Origin of the sequence: Brevundimonas balnearis (assembly GCF_042434805.1) — a bacterium.
GTDB classification, from domain to species: Bacteria; Pseudomonadota; Alphaproteobacteria; order Caulobacterales; family Caulobacteraceae; genus Brevundimonas; species Brevundimonas balnearis.
The window spans coordinates 75,966-98,696 of sequence record NZ_JBHLSW010000015.1; the positions used below are offsets into that span (position 1 = coordinate 75,966).

Here is a 22,731-nt window from a genome sequence, read left to right on the forward strand (position 1 = left end):
GCAAGCGGGTCCCCACGCCGATTTCGTTTCGCCCGAACCCCATGGAGCGCCCATGCTGAGACGCTTGTTCCTGACCCTCCTGCTGGTCGCCGCGCCCGCGATGGCGCTGGCCCAGACGCCGCCCGCGCCGCCGCCCAGCGCGACGGTGAGTTCGCCGGGCGGCGTGCTCTCGGTCACCCTGTCGACCAACGGCGAGGGACGGCCCTTCTACACCGTCAGCCGTCTGGGCCGGTCGGTGATCGAGGAGAGCCGGCTGGGTTTCATGCTGGTGGGCGCGCCCAAGCTGGAGCGCAACTTCCGCCTGACCGACCAGGCGACGGCGTCGCACGACGAGACGTGGGAGCAGCCCTGGGGCGAGCGCCGCTTCGTGCGCGACCACCATAACGAGCTGCGCGTGACCTTCACCGAACAGGTCGAGCCGCGCCGCCGCTTCGACGTGGTGTTCCGAGTGTTCGATGACGGCGTCGGCTTCCGCTACGAATTCCCGGACCAGCCGCAGCTGCGCGAGGTGGCCATCGCCGACGAGCTGACCGAGTTCAATCTGGTCGAGGCGGGCGAGGCCTGGTGGATTCCCGCCGGCGAATGGAACCGCTACGAATACCTCTACAACCGCACGCCGATCGCCGAGATCGGCCGGGCGCACACGCCGATGACGGTGAAGCTGGACAGCGGCCTGCACATCGCCTTCCACGAGGCGGCGCTGGTCGACTATTCCGGCATGTGGCTGCGTCGCGTGTCGGGCCAGAGGTTCACCGCCCAGCTGTCGCCCGGCATCGACGAGGCCAAGGTGCGTCGCACCGCGCCGTTCCCGACGCCGTGGCGCACGATGCAGATCGCCGACGACGCCGGCGGTCTGTACATGTCCGATCTGATCCTGAACCTGAACGAGCCCAATGCGCTGGGCGACGTCAGCTGGGTCGAGCCCTACAAGTACGTCGGCATCTGGTGGGGCATGCACCTGAACACCATGACCTGGGCGTCGGGCCCGAACCATGGGGCCACCACCGAGCGGACCCGTGACTACATCGACTTCGCGGCCGAGCACGGCTTCCGCGGCGTGCTGGTCGAGGGCTGGAACGTCGGCTGGGATGGGGACTGGTTCGGCAACGGCGGCGACTTCGACTTCACCCAGCCCTATCCCGACTATGACCTGGAGGGTCTGGCGGCCTACGCCCGTGAGCGGGGCGTGCACCTGGTCGGCCACAACGAGACGTCCGGCTTCGCCTCCCACTACGAGGCGCAGATCCCGGAGGCCTTCGCCCTGTATCAGCGGCTGGGCATCGACTCGATCAAGTCGGGCTATGTCGCCGACGCCGGCCAGGCCAAGGTGCTGGACGAGAACGGCGAGATCGCCTGGGCCTGGCACGACGGCCAGCACATGGCGCGCCACCACCTGAACGTCGTCCTAGCCGCCGCCGAGCACCAGATCGCCGTCAACCCCCACGAGCCGATCAAGGACACGGGCCTGCGCCGGACCTATCCCAACTGGGTCTCGCGCGAGGGCGCCCGGGGGATGGAGTTCGCCGCCTGGGGCGTGCCGCCGAACCCGCCGGAGCACGAGGCCAACCTGGTCTTCACCCGCATGCTGTCGGGGCCCATGGACTACACGCCGGGCATCTTCGTCCTGAACGGTCAGCAGCCGGGAAGCCGCATCCAGACGACCCTGGCCAAGCAGCTGGCGCTGTATGTGGTGATCTACAGCCCGATCCAGATGGTCGCCGACCTGATCGAGAACTACGCCACCAACATGGAGGCCTTCCAGTTCATCAAGGACGTGCCGGTCGACTGGGCCGACACTCGGGTGCTGAACGGCGAGATCGGCGACTACGTCACCTTCGCCCGCAAGGACCGGAACTCCGAGGACTGGTACGTCGGGTCGGTGACGGACGAGCACGGTCGGGTGCTGCCGGTCAGCCTGGACTTCCTGGATCCGAACCGCCGCTATCGCGCCGAAATCTATCGCGACGGGGCCAACGCGGACTGGGAAAGCAACCCGTACGAGATCGTCATCGAAAGCCGCGAGGTGACGTCGCGCGACACGATGGAGCTGCGCCTCGCCCCCGGCGGCGGCATGGCCGTGCGGTTCGTGGCCCTGGGGCGGCGGTGAGCTGAGCCTTCTCCTCCCTCGCGAAGCGGGGGAGGGGGACCATGCTCGTCATGGCGGAGGGGGCGAGTTCAAGCGCCGGGGGCCGAGGTCGCCCCCTCCACCACTTCGTGGTCCCCCTCCCCCTCTGCGAGGGGGAGGAGAACGGTTACGCCTCCACCAGCGTCGGATTCCCCGCCTCGATCGCCAGCGAGCGGCGGGTGGTGAGGACGCCGCCCGGCGTCGAGACCTTGTCCAGCACCTTGAAGTCGGTCCGCCAGCGTTCGTGGGTGACGTCGCACACGACGTAGCCGCGCTGGGCGTTGTTGAACTTCAGGAACGGGTTCTGGGCCTGGATGCGGACGCCGTCGGGGCGCTGGTCGACGCCGTCGCCGGACGAGCTGATGGAGGTGGTGACGAACTCGGTGGCGATCGGCCGGCCCGTCGGATCTCGGCCATCCAGGTGCAGCTCGCCCGCATAGTTCTGGTGCTCGTCGCCGGTCAGGACCACGACGTTGTCAACGCCGCGCCGCTGGATGTGGTTCAGCAGGCGCGCGCGCGGGATGCGGTAGCCGGCCCAGGTGTCGAGGTTGTAGCCGACCTCGCCGTTGAGGTTGCGGTTCAGGTCCATCAGCATGACCTGCTGGGCCAGCACCTTCCAGCGGGCGCGGGACGACTGCAGGTTCTGGAACAGCCAGGCCTCCTGCGCGTCGCCCAGCACCTGGGCCGCCGGGTCGTTGACGCCGTCGCAGGTCGAGGCCCAGCGCTCGTCGCAGGGCTGGTTCGAACGATACTGGCGCGTGTCGAGCAGGTTCAGGTCCAGCAGGTCGCCGTACTGGGCCCGGCGGTACAGCTGCAGCGCCGAACCGCGCGGGAAGGCCGAGCGGCGCAGCGGCATGTTCTCATAGAAGGCCTGCATCGCCGCCTGCTGGCGCAGCCGGAACACGGCCGGGTCGGTATCGTCCTGATCGAGGTCCGAGACCCAGTTGTTGTCGATCTCGTGGTCGTCCCAGACGACGAACCAGGGCGCCGAGGCGTGGCTGGCCTGCAGGTCGGCGTCCATCTTGTACTGGGCGTAGCGGCGCCGGTAGTCGTCCAGGGAATGGATCTCGCCGCCGATGTGGCTGCGGGGCTGGGCCTGGGGGCCGTCGGCGCTGTTCCAGACGCGGCTGGCGCGCCCCTCGTAGATGTAGTCGCCGTAGCAGTAGATGAAGTCGAGGTTCTCGCCCGCGACCCGTCGGTGGGCGGTGTAGAAGCCCTGCTCATAGGCCTGGCAGCCGACCACGCCGAAACGCGCCGCGTCGGTGCGGGCGCCCGCCGCCGGGGCGGTTTTGGCGCGCCCCGTGGCGCTGCGCTCGCGGCCGGAGACGAAGCGGTAGAAATAGTCGCGGCCGGGCTGGAGGCCCTCGACCTCGACGTGGACCGAATGGCCGAGTTCGGGGCGGGCGACCACGTCGCCGGAGCGGACGACCTCGCCGAAGCCCCGGTCCGTCGCGACCTCCCAGGAGACGCCGACCGGCGCGGCGGGCATGCCGTATCCGACCTCCAGCGGCTGGGGCGCGAGCCGGGTCCAGATCACGAACCCGTCCGGGGTCGGGTCGCCCGAGGCGACGCCCAGCTGGAACGGGTAGTCGACGTAGACCTGCCGGGCCAGGGCGCCGGACGCGGCGAAGCCGGCCGCGCCGGAGGTCAGGCCCAGGATCAGGCCGCGACGGGAGGGGGAGATGAGGGGCATGGACGCGCTCCGACGACGAACCCTCGCCGGTTAGCGCGCGAATGTGACAGCTCAGTCGTCGAGGCGGCCGCTGAGGATCAGCACGCCGACGGTCGCCACCACGCCCAGTGCGAAAGCGCCCAGGATCGCGCCCGAGGCGGCGGCGGTCGAGACCGTGACGGGCCGGGCGGCGTACCACTCGACGATCTCGCCCTCGTCGAGGTCGTCGTCGTCGATCAGAGCTTCTTCGGCGCCCATGGGACTTCTCCGTGCTGATGCGGTCTGAATGCCGGCCGCAGGCGCGGGTTCCCCGCCGTGACAGGGGCGCGCGGCTGCGCTAGAGCCCGCCATCCCCCAAGCCTTCGATCGAGACGTCAGCGCGCATGGCCGGCCACTCCAAATTCAAGAACATCATGCACAAGAAGGGGCGCCAGGACGCGCTCCGCTCCAAGCTGTTCTCGCGGCTGTCGCGCGAGATCACGGTGGCCGCCAAGTCCGGCCTGCCCGATCCGGCGATGAACCCGCGCCTGCGCCTGGCGGTGAACAACGCCAAGGCCGAGTCCATGCCCAAGGACAACATCGACCGCGCCATCAAGAAGGCCGTCGGCGGCGAAGTCGATGCGATGGAGGAGATCCGCTACGAGGGTCGGGGGCCGGGCGGGGTGCAGATCATCGTCGAGGTGCTGACCGACAACCGGAACCGCGCCGCGTCCGGCGTGCGCTCGGCCTTCTCCAAGAACGGCGGCGCGCTCGGCGAGACCGGGTCGGTGACCTTCATGTGGGACCGGGTGGGCCGCATCCACTATCCCGCCGAAGCCGGGTCGGAAGACGCGGTGATGGAGGCCGCGATCGAGGCGGGCGCCCAGGACGTGGAGAGCGACCTGGTCAAGCCGGACATCTATGAGGATGCGCCGGGCCACGTGATCTGGACCGCCTTCGAGGACCTGAACGAGGTCGCCGAGGCCATGTCCAAGGTGCTGGGCGACCCCAAGTCCACCTCGATCGTGTGGAAGCCCCAGTCGGAGGTCCCGCTGAGCGGCGACCAGGTGGGGACCCTGTTCAAGCTGCTGGACGCGCTGGACGCCGAGGACGACGTTCAGCAGGTCTATTCCAACGAGGACATCTCCGAAGAGGACGCCGCGAAATACGCGGGCTGATCCTCAGCCGCGCGCGGCGCGCCTGAGCGCGGCGAAGAGGGCGTGGCCGAAGACCTCCGGCCCGCGAGAGTCGTCGGCGGCGAGCCAGGCGTCGGTGGCGTGCCGCATGATGGCGATGGCGGCGGCGGCGACGACGACGATCTCCGCGTCGTCCGCGGCCCGCCCGCTCCGCTCGGCCATGGCGGCGGCGAGCGTGGTCTCCAGCGCGGCGTATTTGGCGTGGTCGCCGGCCTCGAGCGCCGGCGTCGTCGAGATCAGCCGGGCCAGGGCGCGCGCCTCCGGTCCCTGGAAGTCCTGCGCCATCTCGGTCAGGGCGGCCTCGGCCATGTCCAGCAGCGACTCGTCGGCGGGCCGTCGCGCCACCGCCTGGGCCAGGCGCGGCCCGATCTCGACCTTGGCGGAGAGGGCCATCTCCTCCTTGGAGGCGAAGTAGTGGAACAGGCTGCGGCGCGACACCCCCGCCGCCTCGGCGATCTGATCCAGCGTCACCGCCTCGAAGCCGTGCGTCATGAACAGGCGCAGAGCCTCGCCCTGGATCCGGGCGTGGGTGTCGCGTCGCTTGCGGTCGCGAAGGCCGATCATCTGCACCCTTTGCAATGTTGCATCAAGTGCAGATATAGACCTGTCAGATGCTTTCGTCGATGGTTTCACCCCACCAAGGATAACGCCCATGGACCGCTTCACCAGCCGCGACGTGCCGGACCAAACCGGAAAGCGGATCGTCATCACGGGCGCCAACTCCGGCACCGGCCTCGAGGCGACCAAGGTGCTCGCCGCCAAGGGGGCCGAGGTGATCATGGCGGTGAGGAACGCCGCAAAGGGCGAGGCGGCGCGGGCGGCCGTTCTGAAGGCGAGCCCCTGGGCGAACGTGCGGGTCGAAATCCTGGACCTGTCCAGCCAGGCGTCGGTCGCCGCCTTCGCCGACCGGCTGCTGGCCGAGGGCCGCCCGATCGACGTGCTGATCAACAACGCCGGGGTCATGGCCCTGCCCCAGCGGCGCGAGAGCGCGGACGGGCACGAGCTTCAGCTGGCGACCAACTTCCTGGGCCACTTCGCGCTGACGGCGCGGCTGCTGCCGCTGTTGAGGGCCGGTGGGGCCCGGGCGGTGCAGCTGTCCTCCATCGCCCACCGCCAAGGGCGAATCCACCTGAAGGACGTGAACCTGAAGACCGGCTACACCGCGTGGAAGGCCTATGCCCAGTCCAAGCTGGCGATGCTGATGTTCGCGCTGGAGCTGGACCGGCGCAGTCGGGCAGGCGGCTGGGGCCTGACCAGTGTGGCGGCGCATCCGGGCTATGCCCGCACCGACCTGATCGCCAACGGGCCGCTGGCGTCGAGCTCGGCTTTCGTGCGGGCGGGGTTCCGCTATGTGTTCCGGCCATTCATCGAGCCGCTGGTCAGCCATTCGCAGGCGGACGGGGCGCTGCCGATCCTCATGGCGGCGACCGGACAGGTGGAGCCTGGCGGCTACTACGGGGCGACCCGGCTGAACGAGCTGAAGGGTCCGGCGGGCCCCGCCGAGATCAAGCCCTGGGCCAGGGACGAAGCCGTCGCCCGGGCTCTGTGGGACGAGGCCGAGCGCCTGACCGGGGTCAGGTTCGGCTGAGCGGTCGACGCCCCAAGGCCAGGGCGCGCACGCCAATGTGACATCCGGGCTCGCCCAACGGGCGTATCCTCCTTCCCGCGTACAACAAGAAAGAAGCGTTGGGAGGCGCTCTGATCATGATGTCACGCGTACAAATGGGCGCTCTGTCCGGCCTTGCCGGGGCGATCGCCGTGGCGGTCCTGGAGGTCGCCAACACCGTCCTGGGGCCCTGGGCCGTCCCGTTCCCACGAATGATCGCGACGATGCTTCAGGTCCCCGACATGACCGTCGTGGGCTGGGTCGGGCATTTCGTGGTCGGGGCCCTCGTTCTGGGGCCGATCTTCGGCATGTTGTGTCCACGCCTGCCGACGGACACGCCCGAGACCAAGGGCATCCTTTTCGCAGTCGGGGCCTTCCTGGTGATGATGCTGACCGTGGCGCCCCTGTCCGGCGTCGGCATGCTGGGCGCGCGCGCCGGGCTGGGCGGCGTCCTGTGGATGCTGGGCGGCCACATCGTCTTCGGGATCGTGATGGGCAACGTCTATGCCCGCCTGGTGGCCCGCAACCGGCGACTGGAGCGCGCCCACGCCATGGACGGCCTGGCCGCGCACTAAGGGGCGGCGCGCTCTACCAGGACTCCTCCCTCGCTTGCGGGGGAGGGGGACCATGCGCAGCATGGTGGAGGGGGCGAGTTCAAGCGCCGGTGTCTGGAGTCGCCCCCTCCACCACCTTCGGCGGTCCCCCTCCCCCTCGAGAGGGGGAGGAGAAGATCGGTCGCCTCAGCTCAGGCGCTGGCCGATCTGGGCGATGGCGGCGTCGGCGAGCGGGTCGGCGCCGCCGGCGGCCAACCGTGCGGCCAGCACGCGCTCGGCCTGTTCGGCGGCCTGTTCGGCGGCCAGAGCCTTCACCTCGGCGACGGCTTGCGCCTCGGCCTGGGCGATGCGTTGTTCGGCCAGCTTCTGGCGGCGGGCCAGGCTTTCCTCGAGCGTGGCGCGGGTCTCTTCCTCGAGGCGACGGGCGTCGGCCTCGGCGGCGGCGAGCATGCCCTTGGCCTGGGCCTCGGCCTCGGCCTTCTCGGCGCGGATCTGGGCCAGCAGCGCCTCGGCTTCGGCGCGCAGGCGGGCGGCTTCGTCCAGTTCGGCCTGGATCTTCGCGGCGCGCGCGTCCAGCTGGCCGGCGACCAGCCTCGGCACGCCGACGGCGATCAGAATGCCGAAGAAGATCAGCAGCCCGATGGCGACCCACAGCTCGGCGTTGGCGAAGGAATAGAAGTGGGGGTCAAGGAAGTAGGGCATCAGGCGGTCCCCTTCATCTCGGCCGCCGTCGGCGCCTTGCCGGTCAGCTTGGCGACCATGGCGGCGGCGGTGTCGGCGGCGACGGCGCCGACGGAGGCCAGGGCGCCGTCACGGGTCTTGGCGATCTCGGCCTCGGCGGCGGCGATCCTGGCGTTCAGCTCGGCTTCCTGGGCGGCGGTGCGGGCGGCGGCCTGCTCGGCCACGCGGGCGCGGGCGGCGGCGGCGGTGGCGCGAGCCTCGGCGCGGGCGGCCTCGACCTCGGCCTTGGCGGCGGCGGCCTGTTGGGCGGCTTGCTCCTGAACGGACCGAGCGGTCTCGACGGCGCCGCGGATCGTGGCGGCGCGCTCGTCCCACACCCGGCGCATGCGCGGGGCGAAGACCTTGCTGACCAGGATCAGCATCAGGACGAAGAGGATCAGCAGATAGGCGATCTGCCCGGCCCACACCGTGGTGTCGAACTGGGGCAGGCCGCCCGAGGCGGCCTCGGTCGAGGCGTGGGTCTCGCCGTGCGGATCGGTAGGGGCGGGAGAGGCCATGGGGTCCGTTCGTCGCGAAGAAAAACGAAGAGACGGCGGCTCCCCGCAGGAGGCCGCCGCCGCTTGGATCAGGGTCCTGTCGCCGCTTAGGCGTTCAGGATCAGGATGCCGAGCACGAAGGCCAGGATCCCCAGGGCTTCGGCGAGCGCCGCGCCCACGAACAGGTTGCCGACCTGCGAGGCGGCGGCCGACGGGTTGCGCAGCGCGCCGTTCAGGAAGTTCCCGAAGATGTTGCCCACGCCGATGGCCGAGCCGATCATGCCGAGGGTGGCGAGGCCGGCGCCGAGGTACTTGGCGGCTTCAGCTTCCATGTCTGTCTAGTCCTAGTTCAGAGGTTCAGGGTTGGGGGTGAAAGGCTGGTCCTGGGCTTAGTGCCCGTGGCCCAGGTTGACCACATCGTTGAGATAGATGCTGGCCAGAACGGCGAAGACGAAGGCCTGGAGGAAGGCCACCAGGAACTCCAGCGCGGTCAGGGCGACGACCATGCCGAGGGACAGGGCCGCGATCGGCAGGGCGAACAGGCCCAGGCCCTCCCCCGCGAAGGCGGCGGCGCCCAGGGTGACGACGAAGCCGGCGAAGATCTTCAGCGCCACGTGGCCGCCCAGCATGTTGCCGAACAGACGAAGCGCCAGGGTGACCGGCCGCAGCAGGAACGACAGGAACTCGATCAGGCCCACGACCGGGCGCAGCACCAGCGGCGCCGAGGTCGGCCAGAACAGCTTGAAGAAGCCGAAGCCGTTCTTGATCGCGCCCACCGCGATCACCAGCAGGATGGTCATGGCGCCGAGCGCGGCGGTGATCGCCAGCTGCGAGGTGGCGGTGAAGAACAGGAACATGCCCAGCAGGTTCATGCCCAGGATCAGCAGGAACAGGCTGAACACGAAGGGGAAGTACTTGCGGCCGTCATGGCCGATGATCGACTCGGTGACATTGTCGATCAGGCCGAACATCTGCTCGCCCGCCGCCTGCAGCCGTCCCGGCACCACCTGGGCTCGCGAGGTCACGGCGTGCATGAAGCCGACCATCAAGAGGAAGGCCACGGTCATGGCCAGGTGCGAGTTGGTGAACGCGAGGTCGACCACGCCCAGACCGGGCACGGTGACGTCGGGCAGGTCGACCAGGGTCTTGACCTTGAACTGCTCAATCGGGTCGGCCATCGCCTAAGCCTTGCGCTCCCAGTCGTCGTCTTCGTCGTCGAAGGGGATCGACTTGGCCTCGATCCCTTCCGCCTTGGCTTTTTCCATCAGACGGTTCGCCGTGCGGCGCGCCATCCAGATCGACACGGCGAAGCCCAGAAGGACGCCGCCGATCAGTCCCCACGGATCGGTCGGCAGAAACCGATCGATCACGAACCCGATCGCCAGGCCCACCGCCACGCCGCCGATCAGCTCGGCGATGATCTTGTAGGCCTCGGAGACGACCGCGCTGGCGGCGAGCGTCTGCGACGACTTCGGCCGGTTCCGCGCCTCCAGTTCGGATGCGCTGCGGTTGAGACGAGCGATCGCCTCTTCGCGCGATTCCGGTTCTTGGGACATGACGGCCTCAGCGCCTCGTCCTCCGCCGTCTGGCGGGCTCCGAGGGGGGTCTGAATTCGGCGCGGAACCTATAGGCGAGGGGCCGACAGGTCAAGGCGGGCCGGGCGCGGCTTAAATGCTGGAAAACAATAGAAAATCTCTCCGAGCGCGGGCGGCTGGGGCGGTTTGGCGCAATCCGCGCGAACAAAACGCCCGCCGCGTGGGGCGCGGCGGGCGTCGCGTGGTCGGTCTCGGGGGCCTCAGGCCGCGGCGGTCTGGGACCCTTCGGCCGGGTCGCGCAGCACATAGCCGCGGCCCCAGACGGTCTCGATGTAGTGCTTGCCGCCGGCGGCGGTCGCCAGCTTCTTGCGCAGCTTGCAGATGAAGACGTCGATGATCTTCAGCTCGGGCTCGTCCATGCCGCCGTAGAGGTGGTTCAGGAACATCTCCTTGGTCAGGGTCGTGCCCTTGCGCAGGGAGAGAAGCTCGAGCATCTGATATTCCTTGCCGGTCAGATGCACCCGGTGGCCGTCGACCTCCACCGTCTTGGCGTCCAGGTTCACGGCGATCTCGCCGGTGTGGATGATCGCCTGGGCGTGGCCCTTGGAGCGGCGCACCACGGCGTGGACGCGGGCGACCAGCTCGTCCTTGTGGAACGGCTTGGTGAGATAGTCGTCGGCGCCGCCGCCGAAGGTCTTCACCTTGGTCTCGATCTCGTGGCTGCCCGACAGGATCATCACCGGCGTGTTGATCTTGCCGACGCGCAGCTGGCGCAGAACCTCGAGGCCGCTCATGTCCGGGAGATTGAGGTCGAGCAGGATCAGGTCGTAGTCGTAGATCTTGCCCAGATCGACGCCTTCCTCGCCCAAATCGGTCGTGTAGACGTTGAAGCCTTCCGACTTCAGCATCAGCTCGATGCTCTGCGCGGTAGCGCTGTCGTCTTCAATCAACAGAACGCGCATTCATGCCCCTCCAGGCAAAGCTTGGCCGTGGCTCCGCCAGCGTAGAAAGCGGTAACCTTGTTCGCCAGTTAATCGGCCAAAGGCTTAAGATTAGTTAACGGCGAATCTAGGGTGATTTGCGAATCGGCGTCCAGACCCCCGGGAGTCAAGACCCCTCGAAAAAACCGGCCCGCCCGCGAAAGCCCGGCCCCATGCGACCGATTCCGTCGCAATAGGAAGATAGTCCGAGTCGCTCCAGAGAGCGGAGGACAGCGGCGTGGGCGACGGCGAGTACAGGATCCTGGTCGGGCGGGCCGACCGCGTGAAGGCGGGGCTGGTCGTCCAGCTGGTGGCGCTGGCGAACGACTTGACGCCGGAGGCGGTGCTGGACGTGCGCCGGCGCGAGCCCGAGGTCCGCCTGGCGCGGCGCACCGCCTTCTATCTGGCGCATGTGACCTACGGCTGGTCGCTGGAGCGGGTCGGCCACGCCATGGGGCGCAACCGCGTCACGGTGGGCGCCGCCTGCAAGCGCGTGGAGGACGAGCGCGACGACCCGGAGGCGGACGCGCGCATCGAGCGGCTCGGCGAGGCGCTGGAGACCGCCCTGCGCGCGGCGGGAGCCCGCACGTGACCGATCGGATCGATCGCGCGCGGCGGCTGATCGAGCGGCAGGGGGCGTGGCTGGCGGAGGCGCCCGGCGGCTATGCGCTGAGGCTGGGTCCCGACCGCCGCGCGCGGGTGTTGATGGTCCTCGACGAAGACGATTTCCGGGCGCTGGCGATCGCGCCCGGTCTGAAGGCGCGCGCCGGAGGGGGCTGGGTCCGCAGGCGGGCGCCGGAGCCCGAAAGCCCAGGCGGCCGGCCGGGCGTGACCGAGGCCGAGCGCGAGGTGGAGGGGCCCGACGGCGTGCGCCGCAGGGTGCGGGTCAACGCCACGACGACGGCGGTGGCCTGGCTGGCGGCGCGCAAGGACCGCGACGGGCGGCCGATGCTGAGCGCCGCCGAGGCCGCCGCCGGCGAGCGGCTGACGCTGGACGGCGAACTGGCGAGGCGGGGCCCGTCCCTGACCATGCGTTGGGACGCCCTGCCCAGACGCGGGGCGGGCGGGGGCGCCGACCACGGTCCCGGCGGCGCGGCGCTGGCCGCGCGACGGCGCGTCGCCGAGGCGCTCAACGCGGTGTCGCCGATGGAGGCGCAGATCCTGGTCCGCATTTGCCTTGAGGGGGACGCCCTGCGCGCGGCGGAAGGGCGGCTCGGCCTGCCGCCCCGGCGGGGCCGCGAGCGGCTGAGGGCGGCGCTGGCCGCGCTGGCGCGGCACTATCGTCTGGGATGACGGCCCTCAGGCGGCCGCGGCGGCCTCGGTGCGGATGCGTTGCACCATGCTGTTCAGGCCGTTCGCGCGCTGGACCGTCAGCGCCTGGGGCAGGCCGAGACGGTCCAGAGCGGCGCGGGCGTCGAAGGCCAGAATGTCCGCCGGCTCCCGGCCCGAATACAGTTTGAGCAGGAGGGCGATGTTGCCCTTGGAGAGGTGGCTGTCGGAATCGGCGCGGAACCAAAGGCGCCCGTCGCGACGGTCGCTGGCCAGCCAGACCTGGGCGGCGCAGCCCCGCACCTTGTTGGTCTCGGTCCGGTCGGCCTCGGGCAGCGGCGCGAGCCCCTTGCCGAGTTCGATGACGTATTCGATCCGCTGCTCCCAGCCGTCCAGGACCTCGAAGTCCTCGACGAGCTCCTGAAGGGCGGTCTCGATTTCACCGGTCGACATGGCCGCGACATAGGCCGCGGGCGCGTTAAGGACAATGCGGCCGATCCGTCCCCAGCCCTGTCGCGCGCGCCCACAGACGTTCGTCGCCTGAGGCGGGAGCGCGCTCGCCTCGACTCGCGCGCCCGGCTAGGTTCACCGGTCAGATCAAAAGTTCAGACCCCGCGCTTGACCGAGCCCGCCGCCCATTCCAGCCCCCTTCAGGGCAGCACGCCGGAGCCGGTCCCGCAGCCGGGCCTGTCGGTGTGGCACGCCGCGTGGGCGTCGGCCTGTGTGCTTCTGGCGCTCGTGCTGCGGGTGGCGGGGCTCATCGCCGACCCGGCGGTGACCTATGCGCTGCTGCTCGCCGCGGCGCCCGGGGCGGCGGGACTGGTCCTGCTCAGACCGGGCCATCCGGAGATCCGCCGGGCGCAGGTTCTCGGGGGATGGGCGGTCGCGGCGGTGCTGGCGTCGGCCATGACCGGCGGCCTGACGGGCCCGCTCGGCTCGCTCGCCTTCATGCCGCTCGCCGCGGCCCTGACGCTGGGCGGCTGGCGGCGGGTTCAGATGGGCGCCGGGGCGACGGGGGTCGCGGCCCTGGCGGGTCTGCTGGTCGCGGCCTGGTTCGGACCGCCGGCCGCCTCGCCGGTGGTGGCCGCATCGGTCGCCCTGCTCACCGCCGGGGCCGCCGCCTGGGGCGCGCGCCTGGCGGGGCGGACGCGGGAACGGCGGGTCCTGCTGGCGGAGATCTCGGCCGGCCGGGCCGAACGTATCCTGGCGAGCCAGCCCGGGCTGACGCTGCTGGTCGACCCCGCCGGTCGGGTGGCCGCCGCCTACGGGCTGTCGCCGCCGGGCATGGCGATCGACCCGCTGTTCGAGGGCGGGCTGATCGCGGCGGTCCACGCGCCCGACCGCCCCGCCGTGCTGTCGGCGATCAGCAAGGCGCTGGCGGGCGGTTCGGCGCAGACCCGGTTCGCGCCGCGCGTGGCGCTGGATCGCCGCATCGCGGTCCTGGTCCGCCCCTTCGAGGGCGCCGGGCCGGGGCGTCGGCTGATCGTCCAGGCCTTCGACGACAGCGCCCAGTTCGCCCGCGAGGCCGGGCTGGAGGCGGCGCGCATGGAGGCCGAGGCGGCCGACGCCGGCAAGACGCGCTTCCTCGCCAACATGTCCCACGAGCTACGCACCCCGCTGAACGCCGTGATCGGGTTCGCCGACATCATGCGCCAGCGCATCTTCGGCCCGATGCCGGACCGCTATCAGACCTATCCCGACCTGATCCACCAGGCCGGCCAGCACCTGCTGGAGCTCATCAACGACGTGCTCGACGTCTCCAAGATCGCGGCCCAGCGCTATGAGCTGAACGCCGAGCGGATCGACGTGCGCGACCCCGTGTCGGCCGCCATGGCCATGATCCGCGCCCAGGCCGAGGACAAGGGCGTGCAGCTGAACGGCGTCCTGCCCGCCGATCCCCTGATGGCGATGGCCGACCGGCGGGCGCTGAAGCAGATCGCCCTGAACCTGATGTCGAACGCCATCAAGTTCACGCCGCAGGGCGGGGCCGTCACCGTCTCGCTGGACGCGGTCGGGCCCTATCTGGAGCTCACCGTCGCCGACACCGGGGTGGGCATCGCGCCGGAGGACGTCAAGCGGCTGGGCCGTCCGTTCGAACAGGCCGGCGAGGCGGCGCAGAAGGCGCAGGGCACGGGACTGGGCCTGTCCCTCGTGCGCTCTCTGGCCGAGCTGCACGGCGGACGTCTCGTTCTGGAGAGCACCCTGGGGGAGGGGACCGCCGCGCTGGTCCGACTGCCGGTGGTCGAGCTGACGACGGGGAGCCGGCCGGCGGCGGCGGAAGCCTAGAGCCTGATCTCACTCAAGTCGGACCAGAACCGGGGCACGGTTGGACGTCAGTCCGACTGAACCGATCTCGGTCTAGAGCCTCAACGGCCCCAGCTGGACGAAGGCGCGGCCGGCGATCAGCTCGCCCACCTCGAACTCCGCCCGGGCGACGCTGTCGTCCCTGAAGACGAACTCCACGGTGAACCGCTCGCGCGGATCCAGCTCCGCGAGCCGGTCGATCGCCTCGGCGGGGAAGCGCCACACCTCGCCGTCGCGTCGGCCGCCGAGCAGGGCCGACGGCGCGCGCGCCTGGCTGGAGGCCCAGATCGTGCGTTTGGCGACGCGGGCGCGTGGGTCGAGGGAGGGCCGGGCCGTGCGCTCGGCGTCCCGGAACACCAGCCGCGCGCCATAGGGCCGGGGCGCGCCGACGAAGGAGACGACGGCGGCGGGGCCCTGGGCGTCGAAGCTGGGCAGGCCGAACGCCACGGGAGACGCCCCGGTGCGACCGGTCTGGACCAGACGCCAGCCCTCGGCGGCGCCGCGCTCGGCGCGCCACGCCGACCAGTCGCCGGCCAGGGTCAGGCGCGGGGTGCGCGACCAGTCCCCGAAGGCCCGCTCCACCCGGGTCCGGATCGTCGCGGCGTCCGCGCCGTCGCAGGCGGCCGCAGCCGCGCGCCGCTCCGCCCGGCGCCGCTCGCCGTCCAGCGTCGCCGCGTCCGCGCCGCCGCGCAGGGCCGCGCCGCGCGCCTGGGCCGTGGCCGCGTCGAGCGCGGCGGCGGTCGGTCCGCTGAGCAGGTCGCAGCGCCGGTCGAGCGCGCTCACGAGCGCGCGTTCGCGGTAAAGGTCCAGCGCCTCCGTCGCCGCCGCGGGCGCGGCGAGCGCCAGGAGCGCATTGGCCAGGAGCAGGGTCGGGCCTATCCTCATCGCCTCGACCATAGGGCCATGACCTTCCGGCCCGGTTTCCGTTCAGGGTTAGCGAAATGCTGCTGCCGACAGACGTCTGGGTGGGCGCCCTGATCCGCCGGGCCGAGCTTTCCGGGGCGTCGGCGGTCGTCGCCCGCAAGGGCGACGTGCGGGCCGGCAGCGTGCTGGTGAAGACCTACGACACCCTGACCCTGCGCGCGCGCGTGTACGCGGAGGCCTTCGGGCCGGACGGCGACCGGCTGTGGCTGCAGCCGGTGACGAGCGAGGTCGAGGGCGAGATCGACGACTATCTGGCGCGGCAGGTCCGCTATGATCCCGACATCTGGATCGTGGAGATCGAGGACCGGCAGGGCCGTCATTTCCTGACCGAGAAGGTCGAGGGCGAGAGCCCGAACAGCCCTAACGCCGCTTAACCGCGTTCAGGAACGGAACCGCAAGCGCGCCCGGCCTAGGGTTCGGCCATGGGCGGAAGAACACGCCCGGTGGTGGTGGTGTCCCGCATGCTGTTTCTCCTGAACGACGTGGTGTTCGACCTGGACGAGGCCTGCCCGGTCACGCCCGCCGACGCGCGTCGCTTCGAGAAGCTTGGACTGGACTACGTCATCGAGCTGGGCTGCGAGCTGTTCGCCGAAGATCCGCTGTTGCATCGCAACGATCCGCAGCGCGCGCGGCGGCTGGCCTGGCTGCTGCACGACCGGGAGCCGGAGTTGAACGCGGTGCTGTTCGCCGCCCCGGAGACCGGCTGCGCGCCGGAACTGGTCGAGCCGCGCTTCTGTCACCTGCCGGAGCCGCTGATGCGGCAGTTGCAGGGCAAGGCCGCCCGCGGGCGTCTCGACGCCGTCGCGGCGGATCGCGTGGTGTGGGGCCGCCTCGCCGCCTGACCGCCTGACCGTCTGACCGCCTGACCGCCTGACCGCCTGACGGCTTCCCGCCGGTCCGCCTGAGCCGCAACGCGGTTCGTTGACCCCCGCTCCGGCCGCGTGCTTAATACAGCCGGGGGTGGGTGATGGCGCTAGCCAAGTTACCGCGTGCGGTTGTGGTGAGCCTCTGCGCCGCCCTCATCGGCATCGCCGTCTCCAAGATCGATCTGGGCGGCTTCAAGAGCGCCGAGGACGCGCACGCGGCGGGCGCCGCCCAGACGCGCGGCCTGCTCCGGCATGGGGACCTCCGGCGCGGCGAGACCAGCGTCGACGCCCAGGGGCTGGTGCGCGTGGTGACGGTGGACGACGCGGCGGTCCAGGCGCTTTCGGGCGCCGGCTGGAACGGATGGCCCCCCGGATACGACAACCTGGCGATCATGATCGAGGACGTGGCGACACGCACCGAGGGCGCGCCGCCCCGGGCCCTGTTCCTCGACCTGATCATCACCGGCGAGAACCTGAGGCCGGAGGACGGCGACGCCTTCGAGGACCTCGTGTCCACCATCGGCGGCCTCTCGCGGGCGGTGGAGCCCGACGGCGGGGGTTGGTCGACGGTCCAGGCCTGCCATTCGGGGCCCCTGATGGTCCTGGCGTGCACGACCGCCTGGGGCGGCATGCCGATCCTGATGGCCCGGGGTCCGGCCGACACCGCCACGCCGTTCGATCGCGTGGCGCTGGCCACGCCGATCGAGACCCACGCCAAGGCCTATGATCTGAGATCGCCGGACACGGGCGAACTGCATCCGGCGACGGCCTTGTATCTGGCCCACTGCCTGGCGCTGGCGGCGCGCGGCGAGCCGGGCTGCGCTCTCCCCGCCGTCGACGACGCCTGGGCGCGGGCGAGGTCGCTGCGCGCCGGCGGCGTCGTCGCCGCCTCTTCCGACGCCGCCCGGGACCTCGCCGCCTTCTGGACGCCCATGGAGGTGGTCTGGTCGGACCGGATCCACCCGGAACAGCGTCGGCTGTGGAGCCAGACATCCACCGGCCGGGTTCCCGATTGCCGCTCGGACCGGTCTGGACCCATCCACGCCGCCGGCCGGATCGTCGGCGTCGGGGCCTCCCCCGGCCGAGGCCGGGAGGCCTGCCTCGCGCACCTGACGCTGGGCTACGACCGGCTCGTGGCCGGCTACGGCCTGGACAGCGCCTCGGACTATCCCCTGCTGCTCGAGGACAAGCTGGTCCTCATCGGCGCCGTCTTCGACAACGGCAACGACTGGATTCCGTCGCCGCTGCACGGGGCCGTGCCCGGCGTGCATCTGCACGCCATGGCGCTGGACAACCTTCTCACCGCCGGGCCCGCCTATCTGAAGAAGGACCCGCGCGCCCTGTTCGTGCGGGGCGACCTGCACACGCTGGTGGTGACCTTCGTCGGAGTCTTCGCCGCCTGTCTCATGGCCCTGGTCCGGGCCGGCGCAGTGGAAGCGGGGCGTCGATGGCCGCGTCGCCCGGGCCTGAACGCGGCCTGGATCGCGGCGACGCTGGTGATCGTCGCGGGCGCCGCCTTCGCCGCGCACGCCCTGGGTGGAGCCTACTGGGGCGATCGCGCGATCAACCCCTTCCCGGTGCTCAGCGTCGTGGGCGGCAGCCTCGTCATCTGCGTGGCGCCGAGCTTCGAGCGCGCGGCCAGCCGCCTGCCCGGCCGCAGGCTCGTCTCCCGCCTTCTGGCCTTCGTCGATCTGTCGAAACTGGTGAGGAACTGATGCCCGATCCCTTCCTGATTCTGGCGATGACCGCCCTTCTGACCGACCCCATCGGACAGGTCACGCAATACAAGCCCCGCGACGAGGTCCGGGTGTTCACCCGCGAGGGACGGTCCGCCGGCCGCCTGCCGGTCGGCGAGCTTCCGCGGCTGCCGGCCCCGGTCGTCGAGGCGCGCCCGAGCGGCCTGATCGGCGTCCAGACCCAGGGCGACGAGGTGATCTACATCCGGGGCATCGACCTGGAGTTCAGGCTGGAGGGACAGGCCCAGGTGGTGTGCAACACCGTCGCGCCCCAGCGCCGCGCGGGCGACACCGTGGTGGCGGGCGTCACGGCCGGCGCCGGAACCTCGCGCGATTGCCGCCCGGGAGAGTGAGGATGGAACGGTCGCGCCTCATCCTGTCGGGCCTGGTCGCCGTCCTGGCGGCGCTCGTCATGGCCGGGCCCGCGTCGGCCCAGTTCAGCCTGTTGCCGGATCGCGGTTTCTCGGTCGACGGCCGGCGCGGCCCGCTGATCACGACCGTCGATCCCGCCCGCATCAGCCAGCGGGTCGCCGACGCCCAGGGCCGCGTCCTGGCGGGCGAAAGCGGCAATCGCGGCGAGGACGCCAAGCTGCTGCTCGCCATGCCGGAGACCGAGGCGGCCCTGATGGGCTTCATCAACGAGCTGGACGCCGCCTGGCCCCACGAACGCGGCATCCCGCCGCGCGCCCGGGTGACGGCCGCGCCCGGCTATGGCGCCCAGGCGTTTCCGGACGGATCGATCGTGCTGGACGTGGGCCTGCTGGCGGATGTGGAGTCCGACGACGAGCTGGCCCTGATCCTCGGTCATGAGCTGGCGCATCTGCGGCTCGGCCATTTCGCCGACGACGCCGGATTCCGCCGCACCCGCCAGATGATCACGGCGCTTGGGCAGGTCTACACCGGCGCCGCCTTCGCCGAGGAGCTACGGCTGGTGCGCTCGGGCGACGAGTATCGGATGCGGGTCGACGATCGCGACGAGATCGCCGCCGCCAACGCGCGGGCGACCCGTGTCGCGCGCGCCGTCGAGGACATGACCGACAGCTTTCTCCAGGGCGCCTGGCAGCGGAACCAGGAGGATGAGGCCGACGCGCTCGGCGTCGACCTGACGCTGCGGCTGAACCTCAACGCCGCCCAGGCGGCCAACCTGATGCTGGAACGCTACAACGCGGACTTCCAGCTGAGGCAGGCCATGACGGCCGAGAGCGTCGAGGTGCTGACGCAGGCCTTCGCCGAGATCTCCGCCGCCCAGGCGCGGAACAACCTGACCGGGGCCGGGGCCGGGGACTTCTGGCAGCAGCTGGGACGTAGCGGCGGCGACGCCCTGCGCCAGCGTGCGATCGGCTGGGCGCTGAGATATTTCGGACAGCGGCACAGGACGCCCGACGCGCGTCGCGCGGGGATCACCCGCTATATCGATCGCGCCTATCCGGACGCCGACGCCCCCGACCTGGCCACCGACCGCATATCGGCGATCAAGGCGAGCGCGGAGTTCCAGGAGGCGCGGGTCGTCTCCGAAGCCCTGGCCACGTCCGACCGCCTGGTTCAGGCCGGTCAGTTCCGCGACGCCCTGCTGGCCATCGACCCGGCGCTGAAGACCCGGTACCGGTCCACCGCGACCGTGGCCAATCGCGCCGCCGCCGTCTTCGCGGCCGCCGGCGAGGACGCCCAGGCGATACGCCTGTATGAGATCGCGCACGCCAGTCCGGATCAGACCGTGGACGGCTACTACGCCCACGCCGGCCTGCTCACCCGGCTGCGTCGTTTCGACCAGGCGGGCGCCGTGATCGACCGAGGCGTCGCCCACGCGGCCGAAACCCAGGATCCGGAGAAGCTCTTCCTGCCCTTGCGGGTCGGCATCGCCTTCCAGCGGCGCCAGACCGAGGAGGGCATGACCTATCTGAGGCGCTGCGTGGGCTATCGCGAGACGGCGCTGGAAGAGGCCTGCATCAGCCAGGCGATCGCCCTGAGGGACGACGGCACGCCGCCAACCTTCGAGGAGGCCGCGCGCATCGAGGCCGCCCGTCGGGAAATGAACACCCGGACGATGGACTGGTCGACGATCTTCTCCAACTGAACCGGGGCGTCCGACGCCCTGTGGCGCGGGGGCGACGGACGCCCGGAACCACCCGCCGCAGCCACGGCCACGCTTGCCACATGCAACCCGGCGTAGTTCCCTTCGGCGGTCGGGCGAGGGCGTGTGTCGTGAAGCTGAAGTGTCTGGCGGCGGGCGCCGCGGCGTGCGGCGCGGTGACCGGGGCCATGGTCGGGGCCGCGCCCGCGCGCGCCGACTGGCGGGTCGCGGAGACGCCGAGCTTCCGCATCTACAGCGAGCGCAGCGAGAACGAGCTGCGGCGCTACGCACGCGACCTTGAGATTTATGACTACATCCTCAGGCAGCGATTCCGGCTGCCGGACGAGCCGGCGGCGTACAAGCTGCCCATCTTCCTGGTCAACGAAAGCGGCCTCCGGACCGTGAGCGAACGGCTCGGCAGCGTCGGAGGCGTCTATTTCACGGCGAGCGAGGGCATGTTCGCCCTGGCTCTGCACGAGGCCGAGGACGACGCGCTCCTGCACGAATACTTCCACCACTTCTCGTTCCAGGCCGGGGCCCTGAGCGTCGCGCCGGGATGGATGATCGAGGGGCTGGCCGAATACTACATGACCGCCGAGATCCGCTCGGACCAGGTGGAGGTCGGCCACTACAACGAGGGGCGCGCCTATTCGCTGCTGCACACGCCCTGGATCTCCATGGAGGATCTGCTGACCAAGCGCGCCGGCGAGGTCCGCCCCGCGGACCGTCCGGGCTTCTACGCCCAGGCGTGGCTTCTGACGCACTGGTTCACCAGCGATCCGGAACGCAACCGGCGGCTCGTGGAGTACATCCGCCTGGTCGGCGACGGGGTCGAGCCGCTGGAGGCGATGGAGTCGGCGACGGGGCTGGATCCGGACGCCCTGCGCGCCGAACTCAGGGACTGTATGCGCACCCGGCTGATGGGCACCCACTACGACTTCCCGGCCCGCGAGGTGGAGGTGCAGGTCACCCGCCTGCCGGACGCCGTCGGCGACCTGCTGTTGCTGGGCCAGCGCCTGAAGGTCGGCGTGCCGCAGGAGGACAGGGCCGAGACCGTGGAGCGCGTGCGCCGCGCCGCCGCCCGCCACCCGGACGCGCTCTATCCTCAGCTTCAGCTCGGCCATGCGGAGCTGCACATGGGCGACGCGGCGGAGGGCGAACGCCTCCTGCTGGCGGTGCTCGAGCGGGACCCGGCGAACGTCGAGGCGCTTCAGCTCATGGCCACGCGGCGCCTCGCGCAGGCCGACGAGACCGCCGAGGATCCGGAGCCGTTGCGGCGACAGGCGCGGACCTTCCTCGCCCGCGCCTACGAGGCCGACCCCGATCACTATTTCACCCTGCTTCTTATCGCCCGTTCGCGCATCGGGGCGCCGGGCTATCCCAACGACAACGACCTCCTGGCCTGGACCGGCGCGTTCCAGCTGGCGCCGCAACTGCCGGAAAGCCGGATCGGTCTGGCGCAGGCGCTGATGATGGTCGACCGCCACGACGAGGCGGCGGTGCTGCTGCGGCCCCTGGCGAACGCGCCTCACGGGGGTGGGGCGGCGGCCGCCGCCGCCGCGCTGCTGGAGCAAGCTCAGGCGGGCGCGGCCCCCACGGCCGACGTCAGCCTCGACGAGGTCGAGCCCGCGACGCCGCCTGACGACGAGGCCTAGACCGAAATCGGTTTAGTTGGACGCAGTCCAACTGGGCTCAGATTTCGGTCCAGTTTTGAGTGAGAGCCTGATTCACGACTCAAGGCTTCCAAGGTCCCGAGGCGTGGACCGAAATCAGAGGGGATCGGAGCTCGTCAGCCTCAGGTCGGGACGGTGGCGGACAGAGAGGGATTCGAACCCTCGATAGGCTTTCACCTATACACGCGTTCCAGGCGTGCGCCTTCAACCACTCGGCCACCTGTCCAATCGCCCCGGGGCGATCACCGGGCGCTCGGCCCGGGAGGGCAGGCTGATAGAACAGGCGGGCGCCGACGGCAAGCCGGGCGCTGGCGAACCTCGGCGAGGCGGCCCATATGGCGTGCATGTCCCTCCTTGACCGGATCGCTTCGATGCTGAGCCAGAAGACCACCCTGCCGACCGCCGAAACCGCCCTGCCTGGCCGCGAGACGCCGCTGAAGACCGATGAGGTGCACTATGTGACCGGACGTCCGCTGAAGGGGCCGCACCCGGAGGGGTTCGAGACGGCGATCTTCGGCATGGGCTGTTTCTGGGGCGTGGAGCGGGTGTTCTGGCAGCTGCCGGGCGTGTGGGTGACGTCGGTCGGATACTCCGGCGGGATCACGCCGAACCCCACCTATGAGGAGACCTGCACCGGGCGGACCGGTCACGCGGAGGTGGTGCAGGTGGTCTTCAACCCGAAGGAGATCACCTACGGCGAACTTCTGAAGGCGTTCTGGGAGAACCACGACCCGACCCAGGGCATGCGTCAGGGCAACGACGTGGGCACGACCTATCGTTCCGCGATCTACTATCTGAACGAGGCCCAGCGGGCCGAGGCGGAAGCGTCGCGCGACGCCTATCAGGCGGCGCTGGCCAAGGCGGGGCGCGGCCAGATCACCACCGAGATCGCGCCGGCGGGCCCCTATTACTTCGCCGAGGACTATCACCAGGGCTATCTGGCGAAGAACCCGGACGGCTACTGCGGCATCGGCGGCACCGGCGTGGCCTGTCCGATCGGGGTGGGCGTGGAGGCCTGAGGCCC

25 protein-coding genes and 1 tRNA gene are annotated in these 22,731 nt (G+C 70.8%); 14 read left to right on the forward strand and 12 right to left on the reverse strand.

All coding sequences use genetic code 11. The features are described 5' to 3' along the window. The first annotated feature begins 52 nt into the window (after positions 1-52). Entirely contained in the window at positions 53-2,107 is a 2,055-nt protein-coding gene (locus ACFFGE_RS13250; RefSeq protein ID WP_376836920.1) for a glycoside hydrolase family 97 protein, read from the forward strand. Positions 2,108-2,252: 145 nt separating this feature from the next. Here the strand turns inward: ACFFGE_RS13250 and ACFFGE_RS13255 are convergent, their stop codons facing one another. Together ACFFGE_RS13255 and ACFFGE_RS13260 are read right to left on the reverse strand one after the other, a co-directional pair. Then, positions 2,253-3,818, reverse strand: a complete 1,566-nt coding sequence (locus tag ACFFGE_RS13255) for an alkaline phosphatase D family protein (protein WP_376836922.1) — start codon at positions 3,816-3,818, stop codon at positions 2,253-2,255. Between the two features lie 51 nt (positions 3,819-3,869). Beyond that, positions 3,870-4,055, reverse strand: a complete 186-nt coding sequence (locus ACFFGE_RS13260) for a hypothetical protein (RefSeq protein WP_376836923.1) — start codon at positions 4,053-4,055, stop codon at positions 3,870-3,872. A 125-nt stretch (positions 4,056-4,180) separates the two neighbouring features. On the opposite strand from ACFFGE_RS13260, the gene ACFFGE_RS13265 reads away from it, so the two are divergent. Continuing rightward, positions 4,181-4,954 (forward strand): YebC/PmpR family DNA-binding transcriptional regulator, encoded by a 774-nt coding sequence (locus ACFFGE_RS13265; RefSeq protein ID WP_376836924.1) that lies wholly within the window; start codon positions 4,181-4,183, stop codon positions 4,952-4,954. A gap of 3 nt (positions 4,955-4,957) precedes the next feature. Here ACFFGE_RS13265 and ACFFGE_RS13270 read toward each other — a convergent pair whose 3' ends face one another. Next, positions 4,958-5,536: a TetR/AcrR family transcriptional regulator gene (locus ACFFGE_RS13270; RefSeq protein ID WP_376836925.1), complete on the reverse strand. Its 579-nt coding sequence runs from the start codon at positions 5,534-5,536 to the stop codon at positions 4,958-4,960. 88 nt (positions 5,537-5,624) lie between these two features. Between ACFFGE_RS13270 and ACFFGE_RS13275 the strand changes: the two genes are divergently transcribed. Both ACFFGE_RS13275 and ACFFGE_RS13280 read left to right on the forward strand, forming a co-directional pair. Next, positions 5,625-6,560, forward strand: a complete 936-nt coding sequence (locus ACFFGE_RS13275) for an SDR family oxidoreductase (RefSeq protein ID WP_376836926.1) — start codon at positions 5,625-5,627, stop codon at positions 6,558-6,560. A gap of 119 nt (positions 6,561-6,679) precedes the next feature. After that, complete coding sequence (locus ACFFGE_RS13280; protein ID WP_376836927.1) at positions 6,680-7,153, forward strand: DUF6789 family protein; 474 nt, start codon at positions 6,680-6,682, stop codon at positions 7,151-7,153. 165 nt (positions 7,154-7,318) lie between these two features. Here ACFFGE_RS13280 and ACFFGE_RS13285 read toward each other — a convergent pair whose 3' ends face one another. From ACFFGE_RS13285 to ctrA, 6 genes are all read right to left on the reverse strand, one after another. Continuing rightward, on the reverse strand, positions 7,319-7,834 hold the full coding sequence (locus ACFFGE_RS13285) for a F0F1 ATP synthase subunit B (protein ID WP_376836928.1): 516 nt from the start codon (positions 7,832-7,834) through the stop codon (positions 7,319-7,321). Next, entirely contained in the window at positions 7,834-8,370 is a 537-nt protein-coding gene (locus tag ACFFGE_RS13290; protein WP_376836929.1) for a F0F1 ATP synthase subunit B family protein, read from the reverse strand. Before ACFFGE_RS13290 ends, ACFFGE_RS13285 begins: the two co-directional genes overlap by 1 nt. Positions 8,371-8,456: 86 nt before the next feature. After that, complete coding sequence (locus ACFFGE_RS13295) at positions 8,457-8,681, reverse strand: F0F1 ATP synthase subunit C (RefSeq protein WP_298276930.1); 225 nt, start codon at positions 8,679-8,681, stop codon at positions 8,457-8,459. A 57-nt stretch (positions 8,682-8,738) separates the two neighbouring features. Further along, on the reverse strand, positions 8,739-9,527 hold the full coding sequence (locus tag ACFFGE_RS13300) for a F0F1 ATP synthase subunit A (protein ID WP_376836930.1): 789 nt from the start codon (positions 9,525-9,527) through the stop codon (positions 8,739-8,741). A 3-nt stretch (positions 9,528-9,530) separates the two neighbouring features. Then, a complete protein-coding gene (locus tag ACFFGE_RS13305; RefSeq protein WP_376836931.1) occupies positions 9,531-9,905 on the reverse strand; it encodes an AtpZ/AtpI family protein in 375 nt (124 codons plus the stop codon). Positions 9,906-10,144: 239 nt separating this feature from the next. Continuing rightward, on the reverse strand, positions 10,145-10,846 hold the full coding sequence (gene ctrA, locus ACFFGE_RS13310; protein WP_376836932.1) for a response regulator transcription factor CtrA: 702 nt from the start codon (positions 10,844-10,846) through the stop codon (positions 10,145-10,147). Positions 10,847-11,102: 256 nt separating this feature from the next. Between ctrA and ACFFGE_RS13315 the strand changes: the two genes are divergently transcribed. Together ACFFGE_RS13315 and ACFFGE_RS13320 are read left to right on the forward strand one after the other, a co-directional pair. Further along, entirely contained in the window at positions 11,103-11,456 is a 354-nt protein-coding gene (locus ACFFGE_RS13315) for a helix-turn-helix domain-containing protein (protein ID WP_376836933.1), read from the forward strand. Next, positions 11,453-12,157: a DUF6456 domain-containing protein gene (locus ACFFGE_RS13320; protein ID WP_376836934.1), complete on the forward strand. Its 705-nt coding sequence runs from the start codon at positions 11,453-11,455 to the stop codon at positions 12,155-12,157. The genes ACFFGE_RS13315 and ACFFGE_RS13320 overlap by 4 nt, the downstream gene beginning before the upstream one ends. Positions 12,158-12,163: 6 nt before the next feature. On the opposite strand, the gene ACFFGE_RS13325 is transcribed toward ACFFGE_RS13320, so the two are convergent. Continuing rightward, a complete protein-coding gene (locus tag ACFFGE_RS13325; RefSeq protein ID WP_376836935.1) occupies positions 12,164-12,586 on the reverse strand; it encodes a SufE family protein in 423 nt (140 codons plus the stop codon). Between the two features lie 165 nt (positions 12,587-12,751). On the opposite strand from ACFFGE_RS13325, the gene ACFFGE_RS13330 reads away from it, so the two are divergent. Beyond that, a complete protein-coding gene (locus ACFFGE_RS13330) occupies positions 12,752-14,419 on the forward strand; it encodes a sensor histidine kinase (protein WP_376836936.1) in 1,668 nt (555 codons plus the stop codon). A 72-nt stretch (positions 14,420-14,491) separates the two neighbouring features. On the opposite strand, the gene ACFFGE_RS13335 is transcribed toward ACFFGE_RS13330, so the two are convergent. Beyond that, positions 14,492-15,322, reverse strand: coding sequence for a hypothetical protein (locus tag ACFFGE_RS13335; RefSeq protein ID WP_376836938.1), 831 nt, complete (start codon positions 15,320-15,322; stop codon positions 14,492-14,494). A gap of 56 nt (positions 15,323-15,378) precedes the next feature. Here ACFFGE_RS13335 and ACFFGE_RS13340 point away from each other — a divergent pair, with 56 nt between their 5' ends. The 6 genes from ACFFGE_RS13340 to ACFFGE_RS13365 all read left to right on the forward strand — a co-directional run bounded on the left by ACFFGE_RS13340 (position 15,379) and on the right by ACFFGE_RS13365 (position 21,689). After that, entirely contained in the window at positions 15,379-15,735 is a 357-nt protein-coding gene (locus ACFFGE_RS13340) for a DUF1491 family protein (protein WP_376836939.1), read from the forward strand. 48 nt (positions 15,736-15,783) lie between these two features. Next, the gene (locus tag ACFFGE_RS13345; RefSeq protein WP_376836940.1) at positions 15,784-16,203 is read left to right on the forward strand and encodes a hypothetical protein; all 420 of its coding nucleotides are present in this window, start codon (positions 15,784-15,786) and stop codon (positions 16,201-16,203) included. A gap of 158 nt (positions 16,204-16,361) precedes the next feature. Then, positions 16,362-17,942 carry a CHASE2 domain-containing protein gene (locus tag ACFFGE_RS13350; RefSeq protein ID WP_376836941.1) on the forward strand — a complete coding sequence of 527 codons (1,581 nt, stop codon included), beginning with the start codon at positions 16,362-16,364 and terminating at the stop codon, positions 17,940-17,942. Further along, positions 17,942-18,316 carry a hypothetical protein gene (locus ACFFGE_RS13355; protein WP_376836943.1) on the forward strand — a complete coding sequence of 125 codons (375 nt, stop codon included), beginning with the start codon at positions 17,942-17,944 and terminating at the stop codon, positions 18,314-18,316. The genes ACFFGE_RS13350 and ACFFGE_RS13355 overlap by 1 nt, the downstream gene beginning before the upstream one ends. 2 nt (positions 18,317-18,318) lie before the next feature. Beyond that, positions 18,319-20,037, forward strand: a complete 1,719-nt coding sequence (locus ACFFGE_RS13360) for a M48 family metalloprotease (protein WP_376836944.1) — start codon at positions 18,319-18,321, stop codon at positions 20,035-20,037. Between the two features lie 128 nt (positions 20,038-20,165). Beyond that, complete coding sequence (locus ACFFGE_RS13365; RefSeq protein WP_376836945.1) at positions 20,166-21,689, forward strand: hypothetical protein; 1,524 nt, start codon at positions 20,166-20,168, stop codon at positions 21,687-21,689. 154 nt (positions 21,690-21,843) lie between these two features. Here ACFFGE_RS13365 and ACFFGE_RS13370 read toward each other — a convergent pair. Then, a tRNA-Ser gene (locus ACFFGE_RS13370) sits at positions 21,844-21,933 on the reverse strand. A gap of 145 nt (positions 21,934-22,078) precedes the next feature. On the opposite strand from ACFFGE_RS13370, the gene msrA reads away from it, so the two are divergent. Further along, entirely contained in the window at positions 22,079-22,726 is a 648-nt protein-coding gene (gene msrA / locus ACFFGE_RS13375) for a peptide-methionine (S)-S-oxide reductase MsrA (protein WP_376837071.1), read from the forward strand. Positions 22,727-22,731 lie beyond the last annotated feature (5 nt).

Coding starts and splice junctions, on each gene's coding strand:
- ACFFGE_RS13250 (WP_376836920.1), top strand. CDS start 53: ATGCTGAGACGCTTGTTCCTGACCCTCCTGCTGGTCGCCGCGCCCGCG.
- ACFFGE_RS13255 (WP_376836922.1), bottom strand. CDS start 3,818: ATGCCCCTCATCTCCCCCTCCCGTCGCGGCCTGATCCTGGGCCTGACC.
- ACFFGE_RS13260 (WP_376836923.1), bottom strand. CDS start 4,055: ATGGGCGCCGAAGAAGCTCTGATCGACGACGACGACCTCGACGAGGGC.
- ACFFGE_RS13265 (WP_376836924.1), top strand. CDS start 4,181: ATGGCCGGCCACTCCAAATTCAAGAACATCATGCACAAGAAGGGGCGC.
- ACFFGE_RS13270 (WP_376836925.1), bottom strand. CDS start 5,536: ATGATCGGCCTTCGCGACCGCAAGCGACGCGACACCCACGCCCGGATC.
- ACFFGE_RS13275 (WP_376836926.1), top strand. CDS start 5,625: ATGGACCGCTTCACCAGCCGCGACGTGCCGGACCAAACCGGAAAGCGG.
- ACFFGE_RS13280 (WP_376836927.1), top strand. CDS start 6,680: ATGTCACGCGTACAAATGGGCGCTCTGTCCGGCCTTGCCGGGGCGATC.
- ACFFGE_RS13285 (WP_376836928.1), bottom strand. CDS start 7,834: ATGCCCTACTTCCTTGACCCCCACTTCTATTCCTTCGCCAACGCCGAG.
- ACFFGE_RS13290 (WP_376836929.1), bottom strand. CDS start 8,370: ATGGCCTCTCCCGCCCCTACCGATCCGCACGGCGAGACCCACGCCTCG.
- ACFFGE_RS13295 (WP_298276930.1), bottom strand. CDS start 8,681: ATGGAAGCTGAAGCCGCCAAGTACCTCGGCGCCGGCCTCGCCACCCTC.
- ACFFGE_RS13300 (WP_376836930.1), bottom strand. CDS start 9,527: ATGGCCGACCCGATTGAGCAGTTCAAGGTCAAGACCCTGGTCGACCTG.
- ACFFGE_RS13305 (WP_376836931.1), bottom strand. CDS start 9,905: ATGTCCCAAGAACCGGAATCGCGCGAAGAGGCGATCGCTCGTCTCAAC.
- ctrA (WP_376836932.1), bottom strand. CDS start 10,846: ATGCGCGTTCTGTTGATTGAAGACGACAGCGCTACCGCGCAGAGCATC.
- ACFFGE_RS13325 (WP_376836935.1), bottom strand. CDS start 12,586: ATGTCGACCGGTGAAATCGAGACCGCCCTTCAGGAGCTCGTCGAGGAC.
- ACFFGE_RS13335 (WP_376836938.1), bottom strand. CDS start 15,322: ATGAGGATAGGCCCGACCCTGCTCCTGGCCAATGCGCTCCTGGCGCTC.
- ACFFGE_RS13340 (WP_376836939.1), top strand. CDS start 15,379: ATGCTGCTGCCGACAGACGTCTGGGTGGGCGCCCTGATCCGCCGGGCC.
- ACFFGE_RS13345 (WP_376836940.1), top strand. CDS start 15,784: ATGGGCGGAAGAACACGCCCGGTGGTGGTGGTGTCCCGCATGCTGTTT.
- ACFFGE_RS13355 (WP_376836943.1), top strand. CDS start 17,942: ATGCCCGATCCCTTCCTGATTCTGGCGATGACCGCCCTTCTGACCGAC.
- ACFFGE_RS13360 (WP_376836944.1), top strand. CDS start 18,319: ATGGAACGGTCGCGCCTCATCCTGTCGGGCCTGGTCGCCGTCCTGGCG.
- msrA (WP_376837071.1), top strand. CDS start 22,079: ATGCTGAGCCAGAAGACCACCCTGCCGACCGCCGAAACCGCCCTGCCT.